This window comes from Vreelandella sp. 162(4c), from assembly GCF_058152265.1.
Genome location: NZ_CM176981.1, coordinates 1,357,001 through 1,379,550 on the forward strand (window position 1 = coordinate 1,357,001; position 22,550 = coordinate 1,379,550).

The following is a 22,550-nucleotide window of genomic DNA, read 5'->3' on the forward strand; positions in this document are numbered from 1 at the left end:
AGGTGAATACTCAGGTGCAATAAAAATCGCAAGTGCTGCATTTATTAATTTAAATAAGGAGATCAAAATTAAACAATCTCAAAAATCATTTCAATCTCTACTGGCATATTAAATGGGAGAGAATTCACACCTATTGCAGTTCTAGCACCTTTCCCAACATCCTCTCCAAATATATCGACAAGAACTTGAGACGCACCATTTAAAACCTTAGTTTGTTCAAAGAAGTCGTCACCACTTGATATAAAACCCAATACTTTAATTATTTTTTTAATTTTATTTAAATCTTTTATCTCTGCTTCAATATTCCCCAATAGGTTAAGCATGCTCATGCGTGCTGCTTCTTGACCTTCCTCTACACTTAAGTCTTTTCCAATCTTACCGGTACAAGCAGGCCTACCCTCTTGAGTCCAACCTTTCCCCGAAGTATAGAAAAGCTTATCACTAAAATTCGCCACAGTTAAATAAATACCCGAAGGTTTTGCAATACCAGGTAGTATTATTCCATTTACTTTCATATTCTCATACACATCGCTCATACAAAACTCCTCAACACAGTCTATTTTAAGTGGATAACAAAAATCAATAGAGACAAAGCTAAAACAAATAGCGCCTTGAGATATTACCTGACAATCTTCTACCTATATTTCTATCTACTTAACACCCCCATCTAAAGGAAAATTTTTTCCACATATACAACTCATGTGATTTTATGTATACCTGTAGTTCCTAGCATGCTCGTGAAGCCAAAAACCTTCAACCCACATGCTTAACTCATTCAATATTAATATCTCGCTAAAGTTATATATCGAAACAATAAGTAATAATGAGAACTTATTATATTAATAAAATCAGAAAAAAATTGATCATAGCACCAAGTGTGATATCGCATTATCCAAGCGTTTACAAGCCTCTTTTAACTCATTAAGTGGAGCAGCAAAAGACATACGAAAATATGGCGACAGACCAAACGCAGATCCTGGTACGACTGCAACATGTGCCTCTTCAAGAAAATAAGATGCTAGCGCTTCATCATCATAAATAGTTATGCCTTCTGCTGTCTTTCGTCCAATTATATTACTGCACTCAACGAATGCATAAAATGCACCATTCGGCTTTCGTGCATGTAACCCCGGAATATTATCTAGCGCATCAAAGAGCACCTCTCTTCGCTGTGAATACTCTGTCATTGCCGAAGCTAAAAAATCCTGCGGCCCATTTAGTGCTGCAATAGCCGCAGCCTGTGAAATTGAACAAGGGTTAGAAGTACTTTGCGATTGAATTTTGGCCATAACTTTAATCAGCTTTTCAGGCCCAGCTGCGTAGCCTAAGCGCCAGCCAGTCATAGCATAGGCTTTTGATACACCATTTACAATTACAACACGATCATGCAGCTCTGGGCACGCATTTAAGATTGATGGAATTCGTTCAGAGCCATAATTAATATGCTCATAAATCTCATCAGATAAAACCAAGACTCCCTTATGGCGTTTAAGAACATTACCAAGCTTACGAAGTTCTTCTAACGTATAAGCCATGCCTGATGGGTTGCTAGGTGAATTCAAGATTAACCAACGTGTTTTAGGTGTAATTGCTGCTTCAAGCTGATTAATATTTAACTTATAACCACTCTCGACAGGGCATTCTAGTATCTTTGGCACTCCTCCAAGCAGTAAAACCATGTCTGTATATGAAACCCAATACGGAGCAGGTACAATTACTTCGTCTTCAGGTTCCATCGTTGCCATTAAAGCGTTAAATATAACCTGCTTAGCACCATTACCTGTAGAAATATTGTGGCGAGAAAATTTCAAACTATTTTCGCGTAAAAACTTGTCTACGATTGCATTCTTTAAAGCAATAGTACCGTCTGCAGGTGTATAATGAGTTTCACCACTTCTCATAGCCGCTACAGCAGCATCAATTATATGACTAGGCGTATCAAAACCAGGCTCTCCCACACTAAGATTGATAACATTCATACCCGCCTTACACATTTCCTGCGCTTTTACAGATATCGCCATTGCTGGTGAAGCTTGAATAGGCTTTAACCGACTTGACTCATACATCAAGGAAACTCCTTCAGCCTGTAGGGTACAAAAAAATTACTTTTTTATATGTTGATTCAGATCTATAGTAAAAATCATATATCTTATTGAAATGCATTGATGAAAATCAATCGATATTTTATAGCTTTATAGCAGCAACTAATTACCAGCAAGATAGCAATTTTTATTTTCATTAACATTTAACCTCATCGGGCTTCGTGCTTAACCAACTACTAGCTATCTTACTGGCATAATAATGGACTCTAAAAAAATGCGCACTAGAAATTTCTTGCCACACTGATCAAAGCTTCAAGCCGTCGAACTTCATCTTCAGTTGGCATAGTTAGTGGTGCGCGAACATTACCGGCTGGCCGGCCTATCATTGAAGCTCCTGCCTTAATCAAGCTGACTGCATAACCTGCTTTATTATCACGTAAATCCACAAACGGAATAAAAAATTCATTAGTGATTTTCTTGACAGCCTCTTTATTTCCTTTACGCAGCTCCTTATAAAAGGTAACAGCCATATCAGGTACAAAGTTGAATACGGCAGAGGAGTAGGTATTTACCCCAATAGAAAGATACGCTTCTGCAAAGATTTCTGCTGTTGGCACACCACCGATATAGGTGAGGCGACCCCCTACCGTTTTGATAATTTTGTTTAACGCCTGAATATCACCTTTGCCGTCTTTAAGGCCGATCAAATTAGGACAGCAATCAGCCAATTGCTGAACAGAAGAAGCTGTTAAAACACCGTTACCACGATTGTAATAGATAACATTGACTGATGTGGCATCACAAATTTGACGCGCATACTCAACCAAACCATCTTGCGGGCATTCAGTAAGATACGGAGGCATTAATAGAATGCCATCAGCGCCCGCTTCTTCCGCAGCTTTTGCAAATGCCAAACCTGATGCAACACTTAAGCCAGCGCTAGCTATAACCGGCAGGCGGCCATCAATTACCTCAACCGCCACACGAACAATATTATGATATTCTTCAAGCGATAAACTAAAAAACTCGCCTGTCCCACCCGCTACGAAAACGGCTGAAATTTCATGACTAATGAACCACTCTAGCCGTTTACGATAGCTCGCCTCATCAAAGCGACCTTGGCTATCGAAGTCGGTAATGGGGAATGACAGCAAGCCATCGCCGATAGCATTCGTTACTGCTTCTTTTGAAAACTTCACGTTGTACCCTCTCAGTAAATGCGCCGTACCTTGGGTGAGCAAGTCCTATCAAACTGCCCAACGCCAATGTAATACATCATACAACATCAAGACTAAATATTTTGAATCGATGAAGCAAGTAGAACAAGCAAAATATAAACCAAAGTAGTAGCCAAAAAATATTTGAGAATAATTCTCAAAAACCCTCAAAACAATGCTCTACCTATGGAAATAATTCATTGTATTACACCTCGACAACCCAATCTGGCTTAAACAACGCTGGAGTAAACTCATCAGGGTATCCGCCGGGGTTGGCAATGATACGCTTGCCATTCCGCAAAATATCCACGGGTTCGTGAACATGCCCGTGCACCCATACATCCATATTGCCCATTAAATGAGGCAAATGGGAGGCAAACGCAGGGGATAACGCGTCGCCCAGATATTGATCAGGAATACACTCATGCAGCGGAGCATGATGACTAATCACTACCTTAGGGCCATCAAACGGCTGGGACAGCTCGTTCTCAAGCCACGCGAGTGCTTCAGCGTGCACGTGCTGGCTCGCCTGAGGGGTAAACGTCTCCCCTGGCGTGGCTTGAACGATTTTAAAATCGGGCATGTAGCGCAGCGCCTTAGCCTCTGTATCGGCGGGGTTTTGAGCTGGGTCACCGGCGTATAACGCAAAGTCAGTCCATAGCGTAGTACCGTAAAAGCGTACGCCATTGAGAGTTACGGCACGATTATCCAGCAGTTCAATGTCGAGCCGCTCGGCTTCGAGCGCCAGCTCCTCGCGCAGCAGCGGCATGCAGGTACCGTAGAACTCATGGTTGCCTGGCACATAGATAATCGGCGTGTCTGGAAACTGAAGGCGCGCCCAGGCAAGGCCTTCGCACTTGCGGTGTATGTCCCCCGCCAGAATGACTACATCGGCCTCCACCTCAGGCAGCTTGCGGTTCCCGTCAAAAAATTCCAGGTGCAGGTCAGACAAAATACGCAGACGCATAGGGCTCCTCGTAGCAAATACCTATTTAAACTACCTTAGCCAATCTTACCCAGCCTAGGACACTTTGTCGCAGGGCATCGGAGTCATGCCAAGATATGCTGCACTGCAACAAAAATAGGCTATAATAACGATGTCGTCCCAATAGGAGGACCGCACAATGACTTCTTTAATAACCCCTGCACGCGATAATGAAGTTCTAGAGTTCTGGAGCTTGAATGCTCAGTGGCATCGTGCCGCAGTTGAAGCGCTGAAAGCCTATTTAGGCTAATTCAGGTGCTTTTGCACCCTTTAGACCAAAGATAATCACCGAAGCCGGAATATTTTCCGGCTTTTTTATGCCTATGAAAACCTTTTCCATTCAAATACCTAATATCGTCATTTCAGCATTTGTAAGCCATCGCTTACGAAAAATGGCAAATCACCTACATCGTTAGGACTAGCCCTGCGTAAAAAAAGCTCATAATATCTCACCACAGCTAACTTGCTGCTATGCACAACACAGGCTGCGTACAACATAAGCTTTACAACAAAGGCTCATCGCATTCCCTGACCCTGAAAAAGGAGTGAACCCCATGCAACACTTAGACACCCCAACGCAAGCGTTGGAAGTAGATGTTATGGAAGTATGGGCACAGCGTGCACGCCAGCAGCGTGCGGCACTTGACGCTATTAAAGATTACCTGCGTTAAGTCCCCAAACGCCATATTGGTTCAACGCCGCTCAACGCCTCGTTTCAGCGAGGCGTATTTTGATCATTTACGACCAGCTTTTGTCGGGGTCTTCAACAATGTCTAGCTGGTCAAGGTAAGTTTCCTGCAAGATATACATCCGCTTTACATCGCGGTACTTGCCATTGATAAAGAACTCCTGCACCAAGTGGCCCTCTTCTATAAAGCCACTCTCCTCGTAAAGATGAATCGCTTTAACGTTCTCCACCGCCACAATGAGGTATACCTTGTGCAGGTTTAAAATGGTAAACGAGTAATGCAGCGCTTGGCGAATTAACGTTCGGGCAAACCCTTTGCCCTGATGCTCTGGGGTAATAATGATTTGAAATTCGCCGCTGCGATGGATGTAGTCGATCTCAATCAGTTCTACCAGACCAATGGCATTTCCATGGCTATCTTCCGCGACAAAGCGCCGTTCGGCGTTGTCATGGATATGCTTGTTATACAGCTCCTCCAGCTCATCGAATGACTCGTAAGGCTCTTCAAACCAGTACGACATAATGCTCTGGTTGTTATTTAGCTCATGAACAAAGCGCAGGTCGTTGCGCTCCAGTGCACGCAAATAAAGTGTGTGGCCCATTGCCCGCTATCCTTATGAATATCCACTCAGGATACTCGTTTTAAGCTTGTTCGCTATCCGGTTCTTGCATTTAGGTTAGGCTATTTTGGCCAGTCGCCTAAATGAAAACAGCTCTGCCAAAGGGTGTTCTCTACCCTCTATAAGCGCTCGCAGCAGTTTGGCACCTATCATGCTATAGCTGATGCCGTTGCCGCCGTAGGCCATAGCAAAATGCACGCGTGGGCCTAGGGCGTCATGCGGGCCGAAAAAAGGCAGGCCGTCGTCGGTTTCAGCAAAGGTGCCACCCCAAGAGAATGTTGGGTTGATATCGAGCTTAGGCCATAGCGTTTCTATTTTAGCTGTTAACCCTTCGGCCTTCTCTTCTACCCGCGCATTGCGGCGCTTGGGAATATCTTCATCGTCGTCGTCTCCCCCTACGAGAAGTCGCCCATCACAGGTAGTGCGCATATATAGGTAGGGGCGCGATGATTCCCACACCATGGTGTGGCGCAGTTTGCCCAATGCCTCTGGCGGTAGCGGGTCGGTGATCAGCGCATAGCTGCTGCGATTGACGGCCACCTTTTCTGGCAGCCAGGCTTGCGACTCATACCCTGCGGCCATCACCACGTACTGACAACGCAGCTTGGCACCATTGGCGAGCGTGAGCGTGACGCCTTGATCATCCGGCGTCATCGTCTCCATTTGTGTGCGGTCATATACTTCTCCTCCACGCTCGACCACCCTGGAAAACAGCTGATATGCCATGCGATAAGGATCAATAGTGGCGGCTAGCTGAGTAAGAATAGCGCCGGGTGCCTCAAAACCGTACTCCGCCAAAATAGCCTCGCGTTCAACCCACTCGGCTTCAAAACCGTGTTTTTGGCGCAGCGCCAACTCCTCCTGAAGCGATGCGACATCCTCTTCGCTACTGGCATAGTAAAGGCTTTGCTGACGCTCAAAGTCCACATCGCCCAGCCCTGCCGCCAGGGACTCAAGCTCACCAATGGCCTCTGCACAGGCGCGGTAAGCACGCACTGCATCGGCTTCCCCGTAGCGCTCGGCTAGCTCTGTCATATGGGTGTCAATTTCGTACTGCAGCAAAGCAGTACTGGCGGCTGAACTGCCCCACCCCACATCCCGGCGTTCAAGCACCACCACATGGTGACCATTGCGGCTTAGCTCATCAGCAATCAATGCCCCCGTAATACCGCCACCAATCACAACAACCTCGCATTGATGATCGCGAGTCAGCTGAGGAAAGGTTTTCAACAGGCCATTTTTGACTGCCCAAAAGGGATAACCACTTTTCAGATCCATCTGTTTGCCTTTGCTTGAGAGACTTGCAGTATGCTGTTAACCATAGATGGTTCCCCAGAACTTGCTTGAGAAAACGCTTCCGAGTGATTGCTCCACACAATAAAGGAGATGCGCATGATTGATTTACGCAGTGATACGGTGACTCGTCCGACCTCTGCCATGAAAGACGCCATGATGGCCGCCCCGGTTGGCGATGATGTGTGGGGCGATGACCCAACGGTCAACGCGTTTCAAGCAAATCTGGCCGAACAGGCAGGCAAAGACGCGGCGCTGCTATTTCCTAGTGGCACACAAAGCAACCTAGTGGCGCTAATGGCCCATTGCGAGCGTGGCGATGAGTACATTGTTGGGCAGTCAGCCCATACTTATCGTTATGAAGGCGGTGGCGCAGCGGTGTTAGGCAGCATTCAGCCACAGCCTATTGAGAATGACGCCGATGGCACGCTGCCACTGGAAAAAATCAGTGCCGCGATTAAAGCCGACGATTTTCACTTTGCGCGTACTAAGCTGCTGGCATTAGAAAACACCATTGGCGGCAAAGTGCTGCCCACAGACTACGTTTTAAGAGCCACTGAGCTCGCCCGCGAGCGTGGCCTGGCAACGCATTTAGACGGCGCGCGCTTATTCAATGCCGCTGTCGCTACCGACACCTCGCTCAAGCAGCTCTGCCTGCCGTTCGATAGCGTGTCGCTGTGCTTCTCAAAAGGCCTGGGTACGCCATTAGGGTCGGCACTGGTGGGCTCACAAGCATTGATCGACCGCGCTCGGCGCTGGCGTAAAGTTGTGGGGGGTGGCATGCGCCAGTCAGGCATTATCGCCGCCGCCTGCCAGTATGCGTTAGATAATCACGTGGCGGACTTAGCTGACGACCACCGTCGTGCAGAGCGCCTTGCAGGGGGCTTAGCAAAGCTGCCAGGGGTCGAGATCACCGCTCAAGCAACTAATATGGTGTTCGCGCATTTCCCCGATGAGCATGTAAAGCCACTCTCCGCCTGGCTAAAAGAGCACGGCATATTGATTGAGCTGCTTTACGCTACGCGGTTCGTTACGCATCGCGATGTTAATGACGCGGATATCGACAAAGTCATCGCGGTGATGGAGGCCTACGTTAGTCGTCATTAAAAACGAGCCGCTATCAACCAGTAAGCGGCTTAGCTAAGAGAGGATGCCCCTAAAGCAAGATGCACGGCGATGCCGGCCATCATCAAGCCAATCAGGCCATCGATAATGCGCCATGCGATGGGTTTTGAAAGCCAAGGCGAAAGCGCAGCGCCCCCCCAGGCCAGCAGGCTAAACCAGAGGATGGAGGCAGTAGATGCTCCCGCTACAAAAACACCGGCACTCTCCTGCTGGGCGCCAATGGCGGGTATCAACAGCAGCGTATCCAGATATACCTGGGGGTTAAGCACGGTGACGGCAAGAGTGGCGAAAATCACTTTGGTTAAGCTGCGCGCTTTTCCGGCTTCAGCGCTTAACCCTTGCCGTCCGCTACAGGCTCTAAATAATGCCTGGGCCGCCAGCCAGCTTAAAAACACTACGCCTATCCAGCGCATAGCCTCCAACGCACTGGGCATCGTCAGCAGAAAAGCACTTACTCCAAACATCCCCGCCGTGAGCAGTATAATATCCGCACTCATGCACAGACCTGCCGACCACCAGTGGTACTCACGACGAATAGCCAGCCCTAGGATGTAGGCGTTTTGCGCCCCAATCGCCATGATAATTCCGCCGCACACCACCAGCCCGGTAATATAACTTTCCCACATTGCCCTGCCCTCATTGCCGGAATTAGCGTCGCGTCAATAAATCTGGCAATAAAGTAACTGGGAATGCTGATTGCTAAAAATCATCCTGCTAATGGGGTATTAGTTTTTCTTATACTCACACCCTTACACACAGCCTATCTATCTTGATTCCAAGGCTATGATTTGCTCGAGCGTTTGAACTGAAGCGCACGCTCAACACCACGAATTTCCGCCATGCCGCGCAAACGCCCGATTGCCGGGTAGCCAGGCTTAAAGTCGCTGCGCAAATCACTCAACATCGCATGACCATGGTCTGGGCGGAAGGGAAGTTGTTCGCCCCTTTTTGCTTCAATGTCCAGAATGATATCGACTAGGCGAACCATATCGGTATCACCCTCTAAATGGGCATCTTCGTGGAAACTGGCCCCATCTGCTTCCAGGGTGGTATTGCGTAAGTGTAAAAAATGCACCCTATCCGCCTGTTCTTGCAATATTGCAGGCACATCGTTATCAGCTCGTACGCCCAATGATCCAGAGCAGAGCGTGAAGCCATTTACCGTCGAATCAACCATATTCGCAATGTCTCTTAAGTCCTGAGCGGTTGAGACCACTCTCGGCAGCCCGAACAGAGAATACGGTGGATCGTCTGGGTGAATCGCTAATCGAACGCCGGTATGCGCTATCTTTGGGATAACTCTTGAGAGAAACGAAGCGAGGTTTTCTCTCAAAACCTCGGCGGTAATGTCTTTGTAGGCAGCGAGCCGCTCGCTGAAGCTATCGAGACTGTAGCTTTCTTCAGCGCCGGGTAGGCCAGCAATAATAGTATTCGTTAGCTCCTCAACCTGATCTGCGTTCATTTCAGATAGGCGAGCCCGGGCTGATTCCTGCGTTTTCTCGTCATAATCTGACGCTGCGCCGGGGCGCTGCAGTATAAGCAAATCAAAAACGACGACGCTAAGCGCGTCATACCTTAAGCATAAGGCGCCATCAGGTAACTCATGGCGCAAGGACGTCCGGGTCCAATCAAGAACCGGCATAAAGTTGTAACAGATGGTTTTTATGCCAGCCTCGGCAAGGTTAATGGCACTTTCTGCCCAGGCATCAGCCAGTGTTTCCCAACCATGGGCGTGAGTCTTTATATCTTCATGTATTGGAATGCTTTCTGCTACTGTCCACTCAAGCCCAGCAGCTTCGATAATAGCTTTACGCTCCATGATTTCACTCAAGGGCCACACACAACCGTTCGGTAAGTGATGCAGAGCCGTCACAACACCAGTCGAGCCCGCTTGTCGTACATCCGACAAGCTGATTGGATCGTCCGGCCCAAACCAGCGCCATGTATGTTTCATCAATCTTCTCCCCCGTATTATTAGTGTTAAATAATGCTCTTATTAAATTGTGCTCTTGTTAAACAGATAACCGTCAAAATTCGGGTCTTCCACGTCGGAAAGCTCCATTAGGGTGTCTCGGACGTTATCTAAATGAACCCACATCGCCTTACGCGCCCCTTCGGCATCTTTTAGCTGCAGTGCAGAGAGAATATCCTGATGATCCTTTAGCCATTTTTCTCGGTAGTTGGTATCAAATATCCGCTCATGCAGTCTGGCCCACATCAAGCTCTGGTCTCTTTTGGCCCACAGTTCAGAAACCATATCGACCAGTACACTGTTTTGCGTGGCCTCTGCTATCAGGCGATGGAATAGTTCATCACTGGAGTAGTCGTTATTCTTTTCTTCAATGCCCTTGCGCTCCATATCAAGCGCTTCCCGCATGCGTACAATATCGTTTTTGGTGACTGACACCGCGGCAAAGCCGGCGATGCTGCTTTCCAAAAGCTGCCTTGCCTGTAACAGTTCAAACGGTCCTATATCATCCACAACAGGCTGTGCTACCGAGCGACTGTCGGAAAGCAAATAGATGCCAGACCCTTTTCTCACTTCAACCAGCTCTTCAATTTCAAGCATGAGTATGGCTTCGCGTGCGGCAGACCTGCCCACGTTCAAAGCCTCTGAAATCTGACGCTCAGTCATAATACGATCGCCGACTTTATACCCTTTCTGCTGAATCAAAATCTTTAAGTCGCGAGCCAGCTCCTGGTAACGCCGTAAACCTTTATGCATTAGATTTCATTTCCATTTTTAACCTTTTATAGAGTGGTAAAAAGAAGCTAGAACATTAAATGCTTCTTTTTTTGTAGATTTATCAGCAGCAATTAACCCTTTTCGATTGAATCCTCTCTGGAAGATATTTTGTCTTCGCTCAACTCTAAAATCGTATAAAATCCAAGGCGACATGCCTTTGATATACGCTAATTTTTGCAGCGTATCGATCTGCCGCCGGTAAACATCCGCCATATACTTTTCGCTGAACAGGCCTTCAGATGGGCCTTGAGACGAGTTATCGCCATCCGCCCCCGTTTCAGAAATGATGACGGGGCGATCAGGGTCGGAATTTTTTCCGATGGCGTACAGGTCGTCGAAGTTTTCATCGTACCAACCGTAGTACTCATTAATGCCTATAACGTCTAAATGGTCGACTAACCGATCCTCAATTTTCAATTTTGCATGATTAATTAGGCACGCTGCGGCGACTAAGCGCGTGGGGTCATACAAGCGTGCAGTTTCAGCCAGGTCTCGCATAAAAGAGAGACGACTATCCGTATCTGGATTCTCGTTACCAATCGACCAAATAATGACGCTAGCCCTATTGCGATCACGCTTTATTAATTCAATGAGTTGGTTTTTAGCGTCTTTAAGCGTGTTGTGATTATCAAAGTCAATGGCCCAGTAAACGGGAATTTCTTGCCACAGTAAAAAGCCCATCTCATCGGCTAGTTCAGCTGCGCGTTCATGATGGGGATAGTGCGCGAGGCGAAGAAAATTGCACCCGAGCTCTTTCGCATGAGCGAGCCGTCTGCGAATGTCTTCGTCGGACGTCACTTTCCCTAGGATGTCGTCGTCTTCATGGACAGAAATGCCGCGCAGCCAGATAGGCTCGCCGTTTAGGAGAATATCTACCCCTTGGCGAACGATGGAGCGGAATCCAACATTGTCAGTGATACGGTCTTCACCAGCCGTCAGCACCACTTTATATAGGCGTGGGTTTTCAGGCGACCATCGCTCTGGCTCTGCTGCTATTCGGCAAGTACCTTTGCCATGTTCAATGTTAATCTTTTGAGCAATTCCTAATTCAGGTATCTCAAGGTGAGCATGGTGAATGCTGGGGCCATCAACAGCGCTATCAACAACTACATCAACCTCTATCGCCCTTCCATCCTGAGAAAGGCGAATGAACATATCGCGAATGAATTCTCTGGGTAAGCTAAAGAGCTCGACCTCGCGGTAAACGCCACCGTAATTAAACCAGTCTGTATTGCGCATCGGGACGCGATCCAGCGTACGGGTATTATTGACACACAGCATCAGCCAATTGGTTTCTTCGGCAAGGTCATCCGTCAACTCAACGTAGAAGGGCGTCGAGCCGCCATAGTGATTGCCTAGGAATTTTCCGTTAAGAAATACTTTACAGTCGTACTGAGCCGCACCGACCCTAAGGATGTAGCGTTGGTCTGATTCAGCGGCGCTATCCCGTTTGTTAGCCAGCTTTTTGGTGTACCAAGCACTGCCCTCAAAGAAGTACCATTTTTCCTTTAACATGGCCCAGTTTGAGGGCACCGGGATGGACTCACCCATAAATGGGTCGTAGTCCCAGGGTTCAACGCGATCGACAGGGTTGGCCGGCTGCATTTCATACCATTTTTGACGCAGACCTGTATCAAGCAAATCCACGCAAAAATTCCAACTGCCGTTAAGCGACGTTGACGTGCGGCCTTTCGTGAACACCATGGTGGAGTGGTTCAGATTTTGCAGATTCAACGGCACGTCGTACTCTTCGTCATGTAACGACGTTAGGGCATTCTCAGCCAAGGATGATCGCTCTAGCATCTCCCACCTCCCCTGCAGCGGTTTTAGTTAGCCTCTGCCTTGATTCGGCTGATTAGGTCGGCCAATTCAGCAGATTGGTTGGCCACTTCATCGTGCATAGGCATGACCGCTTCAATAAAGGGCGCTTTATCTACTTCATTAATCTCAACCCCCATCTCAGTCTCTGCGGTTTCCAATGCTGCCATTGCCGCTTTATTCCAGGAATCGGAATGGAATGCCTGAGCCTCTGATGCCGCCTGTCTCATCGCCGCTTGCTGATCCTCCGACATACGATCCCAGGCGCAGCTGGAGATGACGACCACGGATGGGATGATGGTATGTTCATCAAGCGAAAAATGGCTTGCTACCTCGCCATGACGCGCGTTCGTCAGGGCCGTTGGGTTATTTTCTGCCATCTCGACCACCCCTTGCTGCAGCGCACTGTAAAGCTCGCCCCAATCAATAGGTGTCGGATTGCCTCCCAACAGCTCAACCATTCTTACCGCTGATGGGCTTGGTTGTACTCTTACATTCAGACCCTCTAGGTCTGCTGGCGATTGAATGGCCCGGTCACCATAAAAGGAGCGAGCCCCCTCGGTTAAAAAGGCAACCCCTATGAATCCTTTATCACGTGACGCGTTAAGAATATCTTGGCCAATATCTCCGTTAATGACCCGTTCAAAATGCTCTTCGCTTTCAAAAATGAAAGGTAAATTCATGGCGCTGTACATTGGCTCGAATGCTTCCAGTTCGGCCGTATTGCTGCGCGCCATATCCAATGTACAGTTTTGTACCAACTCCATGGATTCACGCTGCGAGCCAAGCTGTGCGTTGGCATAAATGCGGATATCCAGTTCACCATCGGTGAGCTCTGAAAGACGTTCACTCATGTACTGCATGCTGACATGAGTAGGATGGTCTTCAGGATTATTGTGGTTCAGCCGCAGTGTCTGGGCTTGAGCTGAGGCCGCTGACATGAACAGCGCCGCACTGATTAGAGCCGTGTGTCGCAAGGCTTTTGTTGTCATCAGCTGTTTCTCCTGCTTGTTATGCTTGTTGTTGTGAAAGCCGACTATCATTGAGGCACTCACTTTCTAAGTTACAGATGCAAGATGGCTTACCGACTATATCATGTCAACCAATAAAACAAATTGGTTGACATCTTTTAGAGTAGAAGCGACTCTCTGCACAATGACTAGGGAGTAAGAAGCTAGTCACCCATACACAAAAATAAAACCAGAGGTCTTACGTATGAAACGCACAATGGACTATGTGCTTGGCACGTCTGTGTTTTTAATACTGTTGATCATCGTCGTCAGTGTGACGTGGCAAGTATTATCCCGGTACGTACTAGGCACCCCAAGCACAGCGACAAGTGAAATCGCTCGCTTGTTGTTCATGTGGTTAGCGCTACTTGGAGGTGCTTACACCTTTGGCCAAGCTCGACATCTCGCCATTGATATATTGCCTCTTGCCTTAAACGGCCGCTCACGTCAGTTACTTAATACACTCATACTGTTAATCGTGGCTGGCTTTGCCTTCTTTGTAATGGTTTGGGGTGGTTGGCAAATGGTCTCCCGAACGCTGGCATCGGGCCAAATCACCCCCACGTTGAGACTCCCCATGGGCTATGTATATGGTCCCATTCCAGCTTCCGGGCTAATCATCATTTTTTACTGTTTTATCTTTTTAGGGCGGGTTTGGCTTAACCCTAAGTCGGAGGGCGGCTTCACTATCGATCCGCAACAAGCACCTGCTCCACAAGAGAGAGATTAATATGAATATAACCGTCCTGGTGCTTTTTGGGTCGTTCGCGCTTTTAATGGTCTTAGGCATACCCATTGCGTTCGCGATTGGCGTATCTGCGACACTCACCTTCCTGCTATTCATGAGCGTCGACCAATCCCTCAGCATTGTTGCCCAGCAAATAGCGTCGGGGCTTGATAGCTTTACGTTAATAGCCATCCCCTTCTTCATTTTGGCTGGCAACATTATGAATCGAGGCGGCATCGCACTTCGCCTTATCGATTTAGCGAAAGTGCTTGCCGGAAGGCTTCCCGGCTCGCTTGCCCACGTCAATATCATTTCCAATATGCTGTTCGGCGCTTTATCCGGCTCAGCCGTTGCGTCAGCGGCGGCCGTTGGGGGCGTAATGGCTCCTATCCAGAAGCGGGAGGGTTATGATCCTGCTTTTTCGACAGCCGTTAACGTCACCTCTTGTCCTACGGGTCTGTTGATTCCTCCCAGCACAACACTCATTGTTTACTCGCTGATTACTGGCGGCACGTCGATAGCCGCGCTTTTTTTGGCGGGTTATATCCCCGGTATCATCATGGGCTTATCCCTGATGGTGGTGGCAGGGATCATATCTAAAAGAAAGGGCTACCCCGTCGCGGAGAAACCCTCCCTTGCCGAAGTTAAATCAGCAGTACGCCGGGCGATATTACCTTTAGGCCTTATTGTTGTGGTGATTGGCGGGATTATTAGTGGCGTATTTACGGCGACCGAAGCCTCAGCGATCGCAGTTGCTTATTCACTGTTCCTGTCTTTATGTTGGTACAGAGAAATAGGGGTAACGGATCTCCCCAAGATCTTTATCGACTCGGTCGTCACAACGTCTATCGTATTATTTTTAATCGGCTGTTCCATTGCCATGTCCCGCGCTATGGCATTCGGCGACATACCTTTAACGATCTCTTCTTTTATGATCGGTATATCTGATAATCCGATCATCATTCTACTGTGCATTACCGCCGTACTGCTGGTGATTGGTACTTTTATGGATATGACACCGGCACTGCTTATCTTCACCCCTATCCTTATGCCAGTGATGCAGGATATCGGTATAGACCCGGTTCACTTCGGCATCATCATGACGATCAATCTCTGCGTCGGTATCTGTACCCCGCCAGTGGGCTCAGCACTGTTTGTCGGCTGCTCCATCAGTGGCGTGAGTATTGGTCAAGTGATGAAACCCATCCTGCCATTTTATTTAGTCTTGATAGCCATTGTTCTACTGGTGACCTTCGTTCCACAAATCAGCTTATTTTTGCCCCAGCTTATTTTAGGTTATTAACGAGTTGGTTCCAGGTGATGACCACCGTTAAATCCTGAATTCAGGAATCAAAGGATAAACAATGAAAACCTTAAAAAACTGGCGCCTGGAGCACCACGACGACACGACAGTGCAACTGAGAGTGCACGATAGACATTTAATCTGCATCAACATTCTAGACAACAAATTGTTCCGAGTGCGGCTGCTAAAAGATGGTGCATGGCGCCTTAACCGCTCATGGACGGTAAACCCGGATGGCCACACCTTACCAAAGGGGCGCTCACGTGATTCGGTGACGGGGTTCAGTTGTCCCCAGTACAAGCTTGGGTGGTCGGATGGGCAGTTGCAGATCGAGACCGATGCCTTACGGCTCATCGTCTCTCAGCCGCTGCATTTTAGGTGGGAAGCCTTCGTGGATGAGGGCTGGAAGTATTTAACTGAAGACAGACCCACCGGCGCTTATATGCTGGGCGTTAAGAACCATGCCCACGCCCACTATTTACGTCGGCACCCCGATGAGCGGGTTTATGGCTTGGGCGAAAAAGCCGGGCTGTTGGAGCGGACGGGGCGGCGTTTCGAAATGCGCAGTTTAGACGCTATGGGGTATGACGCAGAGCGCACCGACCCGCTGTATAAACACCTGCCGTTCACCCTTACCCAAACCGCGTCCACCGGTAGTTTTAGTATCTTCTACGACACTTTGAACACCTGTGTATTGAACATAGGGCAGGAGCTTGATAACTACCACGCCCCTTATCGCTCCTTTACCGCCGATGATGGCGACCTGGATTACTATTTCCGCTGGTCTCCACAGCTTCTAGACCTGGTGAAGAGCCAGTTGGCCTTAACCGGGGGGATGGCATTTCCGCCACGCTGGTCGCTGGGCTATTCCGGGTCAACCATGGCCTATACTGATGCACCCGACGCTCAGGATCAGCTCATCGGCTTTTTGCGAAAGCTGGAGAACGAGGCTATCCCCTGCGACAGCTTTCATCTTTCTTCGGGTTACACCTCCATTGAAGATAAGCGTTATGTGTTTCATTGGAATAACGACAAGGTGCCCAATCCAACCACGTTGACGAAAGCCTTTAATGATTCCGGGGTGCGATTGATCGCCAACATCAAGCCCTGCTTGTTAAGGAACCACCCGCGCTACGCAGAAGTGGCAAACAATAAATTATTTATCCAAGACAGTGAATCTGACACACCGGAGCTTTCAAGCTTCTGGGACGATGAAGGCTCTCATCTCGACTTCACCAATCCCGATACGCTCAGTTGGTGGAAAGAGAACGTCACTCAACAACTGCTGAACCTCGGCATCACTTCCACTTGGAATGATAACAACGAATTTGAAGTGTGGGATCATGGCGCTCGCTGCGTTGGCTTTGGTGAAGAGGTCGAGGTGGGGCTGATACGGCCCTTGCATTCGCTGTTGATGGTTCATGCTTCATGGGAGGCGCAGTCACAACATGCGCCCCAACATCGCCCATACGTGGTGACCCGCTCAGGCTGTGCTGGCCTACAACAGTTTGCCCAGACCTGGACGGGAGACAACAAAACCAGTTGGGAGAGCCTGCGTTGGAATATCCGCATGGGGCTGGGCCTGTCGCTTTCGGGAATCTACAACATTGGGCATGATGTCGGCGGGTTTGCTGGCCCCCAGCCTGGGCCAGAGCTTTTACTCCGTTGGGTTCAGAACGGCATTTTTCACCCCCGGTTCTCCATTCACAGTTGGAATAACGATGGCTCTGTGACCGAGCCTTGGACGCACCCCAGCGTTGCCGACGGCATCCGTGCCGCTATCCAATTCCGTTACCGCTTGTTGCCATATTTTTATACCTGCCTTTGGCAGGCGGTCAACAACCATGAACCCATGCTACGGCCCACTTTTCTCGATCACGAGAATGACGCACAGACCTATGCAGACACCGACGATTTCCTTCTAGGTCGAGACCTACTCGTAGCGTCTGTAGTTGAGCAAGGCGCAGATAAGCGGCGCATCTATCTGCCCGACAACCATGCAGGATGGTGGGACTACTGGACAGGCCAACTGCATGCCCCAGGAACATGGTTAGAGAAGCCGGTTTCATTGGCGGATATGCCGCTGTTTGTTAAGGCTGGATCAATACTGCCGCTTGCTAATGAGGCCATAAAAGCAACGCCGGAGGCGCAAGTTGGCCGAACGTTGGCACTGTTTCCACAGCCTGGATCGTTTTCCTGCACCTCACTGATTTACGATGATGACGGCGAGTCCAAAGATGGCCCGCACTGCATCACCACTCTGCTGCTTACCGGCGATGAGCATAGTTTGGAACTGCAAATCAGCCATGCTGGGGATATGCCTTTTCCTTTTTCACAACTCAATATAGTGCTACCAGCAGGTGAAAATCGCCCCTTGAACTACGGTGGTCGCGTCATAGAGCATGGCGGGCTAATCACCGTGGGAGAAGCGTCGTGAGCAGCGATAACACATTACTTTGGCGCTTTTGCACGAGCCGCTATCGCTGAAATGGTAAACCAGAAGGCTTTTCTATGAATAATTACCTACACACTGATTTCTTGCTGGATACAGAAACAGCACGCCGCCTCTACCATGATGTAGCTGCGGACTTGCCGATTATTGACTACCACAACCATCTTCCGCCCGAAGAAGTGGCTCACAATCGCAGCTGGGACAACCTGGGCAATCTATGGCTGAGCCATGACCACTACAAGTGGCGTGTCATGCGCTGGGCGGGCGTCCCTGAATCTCATATTACCGGTAGCGCAACAGACAAAGAGAAGTTTCTGGCGTTTGCCCAGATTCTGCCTAAGGCAATTGGCAACCCCATGCACCACTGGAGCCATCTCGAACTGTGGCGCTACTTTGGTGATGAGGGCAAATTGATCAACAGCGATACCGCAGAGGAGATTTGGCAAAGCACGCAAGCAATGCTGAGCCAGCCTGAGTTCCGCGCCCAGGGCTTGCTAAAAAAAATGAAGGTCGAACTCATTGGCACCACCGATGACCCGCTCGACAGTCTTGAGCACCACCAAGCGTTTGCTGCCTCGCCACACAAAGACGGGCTTACCATGGTGCCTACGTTTCGCCCGGATCGCGCGCTGGCCATCGAAGGTTCGGGATTCAGCGCCTACCTTGAAAAACTGGAGACCTTGACCGGACAGCCCATCAGTACCTTCGAACATCTGGTAAGCGCACTCACGGATCGCCTGGAGTATTTCATTGCCAACGGCTGCCGTGCCGCCGACCACGGTATTGGCCAGCTAGAGCAGGCCGATGAGCTAAGCGCTAGCCAGCTTGATGCCATTCTTGGAAAAGGCCGCCAGGGCAAAGCCTTAGCGCCAAAGGAAGCAGAGAGCTTCCGTATGGCCGTATTGGTAGAGCTTGGCCGTGGGTACGCGCGGGCTGATTTGGTGATGCAACTTCACATAGGGCCACTGCGTAATAACAGTACGCAAATATTAACGGCGGCTGGCAGCGATTCAGGTGCTGATTCCATTCAAGATACGCCCATTGCCGAGCCGTTAAACAAATTGCTGGATCGCATGGATAGCACCAATGAGCTACCGCGCACCATTCTTTATGCGCTGGATCCCAGTAAAAACCCCATCATCGTCACCACAGCGGGTAACTTTCAAAGCGGTGGCATAGCAGGCAAGGTACAGGCGGGGACTGCATGGTGGTTCAATGACCAACTCGACGGCATGGAAAACCAGATGAACCATCTGGCGCAAATGGGCCTGTTGTCTACCTTCACCGGCATGCTAACGGACAGTCGCTCCTTCTTGTCCTTTCCTCGGCATGAATACTTCCGAAGGTTGCTATGCCGTATCGTCGGGCGTTGGGTTACTGATGGACTGGCACCGAATGATCACAAGATGCTTGATGAGATCATTGCGGATATCTGTTACCACAACGCCCGCCGCTGGTTCATTGAATGAATTAAATACATGATGATTTAGTAGTGCGATTAGCCAGCAGCATTAGGGGGCGCTTGCGCCTCCAAGGCTTCAACAAGCGACTCGGCGAAACGGAGGGCTGAGGGGAACCCTCCCCATGGCCAATAATTTACTTCTATATTGACCGGGGTATCATCCAACCAATGCTGCCATAGCCCCGACGTTGGCAAGGCTGAATCAGTTAAGTATTGAGAGTAAGTCGGGTGAAGCAGAATGAACCTACCTTCTAATTGAAACGCCTCTGAAATGGTTAATGTGCTGAAGCCCCAGTCGTTAGTAGGGCCTTGCCAGGCATTTTCCAATCCCAACTGAGTGATAACCATATCTTCCAGGCTTCCATGCCCATAAATGCGGACATGTCGGTCGTCTCGAATTTCTACAACCAACAGGGGGTCTACAGGCCTTGCAATCTGTGCCGCTATTACTGCCAGCCTAGTTTGGACAGACTCAATTAATTCTTGGGCCAGCTGTTGCTGATCGTTCAGCTCCCCTACTTTTCTAGTAAGTTGTTCAAGGTTCTGCCAAATATTTAAGTTTTCTCCAAATAGCGGGATTTTTATTACATCAGCAATACTGGAAAGTTTATTCTCTAAATTCAAATGGGCCGGTGGCGATATTAGAATAGCATCAGGCTCCAACGACGCTAGGTATTCCTGAATTCAAACATTAAGCGCAGCACCCGCGGTTTCCAGCGCTCCTGAATACTCTCCCAGGAACACTTGTGCCGGTGTCCGATACCCCAAGCGTTTTCTGGGGCGATTATTCAGCTTGGCAACGACTCGCCTCAGTGCTGAGTCGCTCACCTTTCGGAAGTCCGTCCCTTTCGGGAAATATTGGCGAATCAGTCCGTTGGTGTTTTCATTGGTGCCACGCTGGCATGAGCGGTACGGGTCGCAAAAATAGGTCTTGGCCGAGACGGCCTTGGCAACCTGTCGGTGCTCGGCGAATTCCGAACCGTTATCCAAGGTGATGGTCTGCACTGCACCTCGGCGTGGTTTTAATAACCGGGTCATCGCTTTGGCCGTTCCTGTGGCCGTGATTGTCGGCAGGCGCGCTGCCAAGAGGTATCCGCTGCGTCTCTCGACCAGGGTCACCAGGCCGGATTCTTTGTGGCCCTTGAGCACCGTATCGCCTTCCCAATGGCCGATATGGCGCCTTTCTTCCACTTCGGCGGGACGTTGTTCAATACCTACCCGGTGTGGAATTTTGCCCAATCCCGCATGCTTGGCCAATCGGCGCTGATAGCGCCGCTGGTGTGGTAAGCGGAGTCGCTTCCATAAGTCGCCGCCGTGTTTCTTGTCGTCCCAGATTAACGCATAGATCCACTGATGGCTTACGCAAACGCCGTTGGCATTCGCCATGAAGCCACTAATTTGCTGGGGGCTCCATTCGTCCATCAGTTGATCAGTGACCCATCGAATTAGGCTGGGCAGTCGCTTCGTCACTTTCCAGGCGCTGCGTCGACGCTGATCACTTCTCAATTGAGCCTGCTCAGGCGCATAGCCAGCAGTAAGCCCATTGCGCTTTATCTCCCGGCTAATGGTGCTGCTGTGAACCCCAATAGCCTTGGCTATCTGTCGCTGGCTGATGCCAGTCTCGAGGTAAGCGAAAATTTGGTATCGTTGGGCCTGGGTCAGTTGTCGGTATCCCATTCTCTGCTTCACTTTGGTCGGTAAAGTCGAGAGGGTACCGGCGCTGGCCCTCCTTCCTCTACTGTGTGATCCAAAGTGCTGCGGTTATTCTATGAATCCAGGTTCAAAATTGGGCTGAAACCTATTCCCGAGCTCCCGGGTGTCAGGCAGTAAGGGCTCTCGGTAGAAGCGCCTATATTGTGCCAAGCCCGCCATCGCTAAAGGAGGCTGTTGCAAAGCAGAAAGTGTATCTGCAATGGCATAGTCAAAAGCGACCAGCTTTTTGGACTCTTCAGCGTTAGCGAATGAGACGAGTAGCGGTAAAAATATAACTAGGAGAAAAATTATACGGCCTGATGGTAGAAAATTACCCATATAGATCATCAATATATTTTCTATTTTGGCTCTTATAAAACAATGACAGGCGGTGAAGCCGCCTGCCATTGTCACTCTTGGTAATGACGTTACCACTGATAACTTACTGAGCCTACAATGCTTCTCGGTTCACCATAGAAGCATCCATAAGTGCAGGACTCGATATAGGTTTTGTCAGTGAGATTGGTGGCATTCAATGCATACACCCAAGATCCGGTTTCATAACTCACTCGCGTATCGACAAGTGTAAACGACGGCACTTCTCCCTCTACCCAAGTCGCCCGGGTTGGGCCTACGTAGCGAACTCCACCTCCTACCTTCAACCCCGGCAGGCCGAAATCGCCAAAGCGATAATCACTCCATAGCGAGAATTGGTTATAGGGTGTATTGGCCGTTCTCCTGCCCACCTGATCTGGCGTAACGGGGCTGCTTTTCGTTGTACGCGCATCAGTGTAGGTGTAGGCTGCTACCAAGTTGGCGTTGGGGCCTAGTGCCGTCTTCGCTTCCAATTCGACACCACGTGAACGTACTTCCCCTATCTGTGTCTGGAAGCTGGTGTCCACCGGATCGGTGACGCTGACGTTTTCCTGTGTCAGCTCATAGGCGGTGGCGGTGAGCATGGTATCCCACCCTTCCGGCTGAAAGCGAACGCCCAGTTCATATTGCTCTCCTCGCGTGGGCTCGAATTGATTGCCGTTACGGTCGGTGCCGCTGGTAGGTTCAAACGACTGGCTATAGCTAATGAAGGGCGCCAAACCGTTATCGGCAAGATAGACACCCCCTACACGTCCAGTGAAAGCATTATCCGTTTCACTACTCCACACTGTGGGGCCAAAGTAGGGAGAGGTCTCAGATTCAGTCCAGTCCTGACGCCCTCCTAACATGAGAACCCACTTGTCGGCGACTTTCATCTGATTTTGAGCATACAAGCCAACCTGCTCGCTGCGTTGCTTGGATGACCATGCAAAAGGCACCGGTTCGCCGAAATCTTCACTGCCGTAAACAGGATCAAAGAGGCCTGGATTCATAGA

General features: G+C 49.4%; 20 protein-coding genes. 5 read left to right on the forward strand and 15 right to left on the reverse strand.

All coding sequences use genetic code 11. The features are described 5' to 3' along the window. Positions 1-68: 68 nt before the first annotated feature. The 6 genes from AC4EYZ_RS06160 to AC4EYZ_RS06185 all read right to left on the reverse strand — a co-directional run bounded on the left by AC4EYZ_RS06160 (position 69) and on the right by AC4EYZ_RS06185 (position 6,830). Positions 69-536 carry a RidA family protein gene (locus AC4EYZ_RS06160; RefSeq protein ID WP_474193003.1) on the reverse strand — a complete coding sequence of 156 codons (468 nt, stop codon included), beginning with the start codon at positions 534-536 and terminating at the stop codon, positions 69-71. A 327-nt stretch (positions 537-863) separates the two neighbouring features. Then, the gene (locus AC4EYZ_RS06165) at positions 864-2,066 is read right to left on the reverse strand and encodes a pyridoxal phosphate-dependent aminotransferase (protein ID WP_474191673.1); all 1,203 of its coding nucleotides are present in this window, start codon (positions 2,064-2,066) and stop codon (positions 864-866) included. 257 nt (positions 2,067-2,323) lie between these two features. Continuing rightward, on the reverse strand, positions 2,324-3,241 hold the full coding sequence (gene kdgD, locus AC4EYZ_RS06170; protein ID WP_474191672.1) for a 5-dehydro-4-deoxyglucarate dehydratase: 918 nt from the start codon (positions 3,239-3,241) through the stop codon (positions 2,324-2,326). 223 nt (positions 3,242-3,464) lie between these two features. Continuing rightward, the gene (locus AC4EYZ_RS06175; RefSeq protein ID WP_474191671.1) at positions 3,465-4,226 is read right to left on the reverse strand and encodes a metallophosphoesterase; all 762 of its coding nucleotides are present in this window, start codon (positions 4,224-4,226) and stop codon (positions 3,465-3,467) included. A 756-nt stretch (positions 4,227-4,982) separates the two neighbouring features. Continuing rightward, positions 4,983-5,534, reverse strand: a complete 552-nt coding sequence (gene speG / locus AC4EYZ_RS06180; RefSeq protein ID WP_474191670.1) for a spermidine N1-acetyltransferase — start codon at positions 5,532-5,534, stop codon at positions 4,983-4,985. A gap of 75 nt (positions 5,535-5,609) precedes the next feature. Continuing rightward, complete coding sequence (locus AC4EYZ_RS06185) at positions 5,610-6,830, reverse strand: NAD(P)/FAD-dependent oxidoreductase (protein WP_474191669.1); 1,221 nt, start codon at positions 6,828-6,830, stop codon at positions 5,610-5,612. Between the two features lie 114 nt (positions 6,831-6,944). Here AC4EYZ_RS06185 and ltaE point away from each other — a divergent pair, with 114 nt between their 5' ends. After that, complete coding sequence (ltaE, locus tag AC4EYZ_RS06190) at positions 6,945-7,952, forward strand: low-specificity L-threonine aldolase (protein WP_474191668.1); 1,008 nt, start codon at positions 6,945-6,947, stop codon at positions 7,950-7,952. A gap of 29 nt (positions 7,953-7,981) precedes the next feature. On the opposite strand, the gene AC4EYZ_RS06195 is transcribed toward ltaE, so the two are convergent. From AC4EYZ_RS06195 to AC4EYZ_RS06215, 5 genes are all read right to left on the reverse strand, one after another. Beyond that, positions 7,982-8,596, reverse strand: a complete 615-nt coding sequence (locus AC4EYZ_RS06195) for a LysE/ArgO family amino acid transporter (protein WP_280112777.1) — start codon at positions 8,594-8,596, stop codon at positions 7,982-7,984. A gap of 155 nt (positions 8,597-8,751) precedes the next feature. Beyond that, on the reverse strand, positions 8,752-9,924 hold the full coding sequence (uxuA, locus tag AC4EYZ_RS06200; protein ID WP_280112778.1) for a mannonate dehydratase: 1,173 nt from the start codon (positions 9,922-9,924) through the stop codon (positions 8,752-8,754). A 42-nt stretch (positions 9,925-9,966) separates the two neighbouring features. Then, positions 9,967-10,695 carry an FCD domain-containing protein gene (locus AC4EYZ_RS06205; RefSeq protein WP_027959959.1) on the reverse strand — a complete coding sequence of 243 codons (729 nt, stop codon included), beginning with the start codon at positions 10,693-10,695 and terminating at the stop codon, positions 9,967-9,969. An 18-nt stretch (positions 10,696-10,713) separates the two neighbouring features. After that, positions 10,714-12,519 carry a glycoside hydrolase family 2 protein gene (locus AC4EYZ_RS06210; protein WP_474191666.1) on the reverse strand — a complete coding sequence of 602 codons (1,806 nt, stop codon included), beginning with the start codon at positions 12,517-12,519 and terminating at the stop codon, positions 10,714-10,716. Between the two features lie 23 nt (positions 12,520-12,542). Next, positions 12,543-13,526 (reverse strand): TRAP transporter substrate-binding protein, encoded by a 984-nt coding sequence (locus AC4EYZ_RS06215; protein WP_041158114.1) that lies wholly within the window; start codon positions 13,524-13,526, stop codon positions 12,543-12,545. A gap of 223 nt (positions 13,527-13,749) precedes the next feature. Here AC4EYZ_RS06215 and AC4EYZ_RS06220 point away from each other — a divergent pair, with 223 nt between their 5' ends. The 4 genes from AC4EYZ_RS06220 (at position 13,750) to uxaC (ending at position 19,495) form a co-directional block, all read left to right on the forward strand. Further along, positions 13,750-14,274: a TRAP transporter small permease gene (locus AC4EYZ_RS06220; protein WP_009287128.1), complete on the forward strand. Its 525-nt coding sequence runs from the start codon at positions 13,750-13,752 to the stop codon at positions 14,272-14,274. Position 14,275: 1 nt separating this feature from the next. Then, a complete protein-coding gene (locus AC4EYZ_RS06225) occupies positions 14,276-15,574 on the forward strand; it encodes a TRAP transporter large permease (protein ID WP_009287127.1) in 1,299 nt (432 codons plus the stop codon). Positions 15,575-15,635: 61 nt separating this feature from the next. Beyond that, positions 15,636-18,011, forward strand: coding sequence for a glycoside hydrolase family 31 protein (locus tag AC4EYZ_RS06230; RefSeq protein WP_474191665.1), 2,376 nt, complete (start codon positions 15,636-15,638; stop codon positions 18,009-18,011). 74 nt (positions 18,012-18,085) lie between these two features. Continuing rightward, complete coding sequence (gene uxaC / locus AC4EYZ_RS06235; RefSeq protein ID WP_490204173.1) at positions 18,086-19,495, forward strand: glucuronate isomerase; 1,410 nt, start codon at positions 18,086-18,088, stop codon at positions 19,493-19,495. A 29-nt stretch (positions 19,496-19,524) separates the two neighbouring features. Here the strand turns inward: uxaC and AC4EYZ_RS06240 are convergent, their stop codons facing one another. From AC4EYZ_RS06240 to AC4EYZ_RS06255, 4 genes are all read right to left on the reverse strand, one after another. Beyond that, positions 19,525-20,172, reverse strand: a complete 648-nt coding sequence (locus AC4EYZ_RS06240; protein ID WP_490204282.1) for an ABC transporter substrate-binding protein — start codon at positions 20,170-20,172, stop codon at positions 19,525-19,527. Next, positions 20,173-21,165 carry an IS30 family transposase gene (locus AC4EYZ_RS06245; protein WP_490203942.1) on the reverse strand — a complete coding sequence of 331 codons (993 nt, stop codon included), beginning with the start codon at positions 21,163-21,165 and terminating at the stop codon, positions 20,173-20,175. It abuts the gene before it with no gap. A gap of 84 nt (positions 21,166-21,249) precedes the next feature. Next, positions 21,250-21,588 carry a hypothetical protein gene (locus tag AC4EYZ_RS06250; protein WP_490204174.1) on the reverse strand — a complete coding sequence of 113 codons (339 nt, stop codon included), beginning with the start codon at positions 21,586-21,588 and terminating at the stop codon, positions 21,250-21,252. A 20-nt stretch (positions 21,589-21,608) separates the two neighbouring features. Then, positions 21,609-22,547, reverse strand: coding sequence for a TonB-dependent siderophore receptor (locus AC4EYZ_RS06255; RefSeq protein ID WP_490204175.1), 939 nt, complete (start codon positions 22,545-22,547; stop codon positions 21,609-21,611). Positions 22,548-22,550 lie beyond the last annotated feature (3 nt).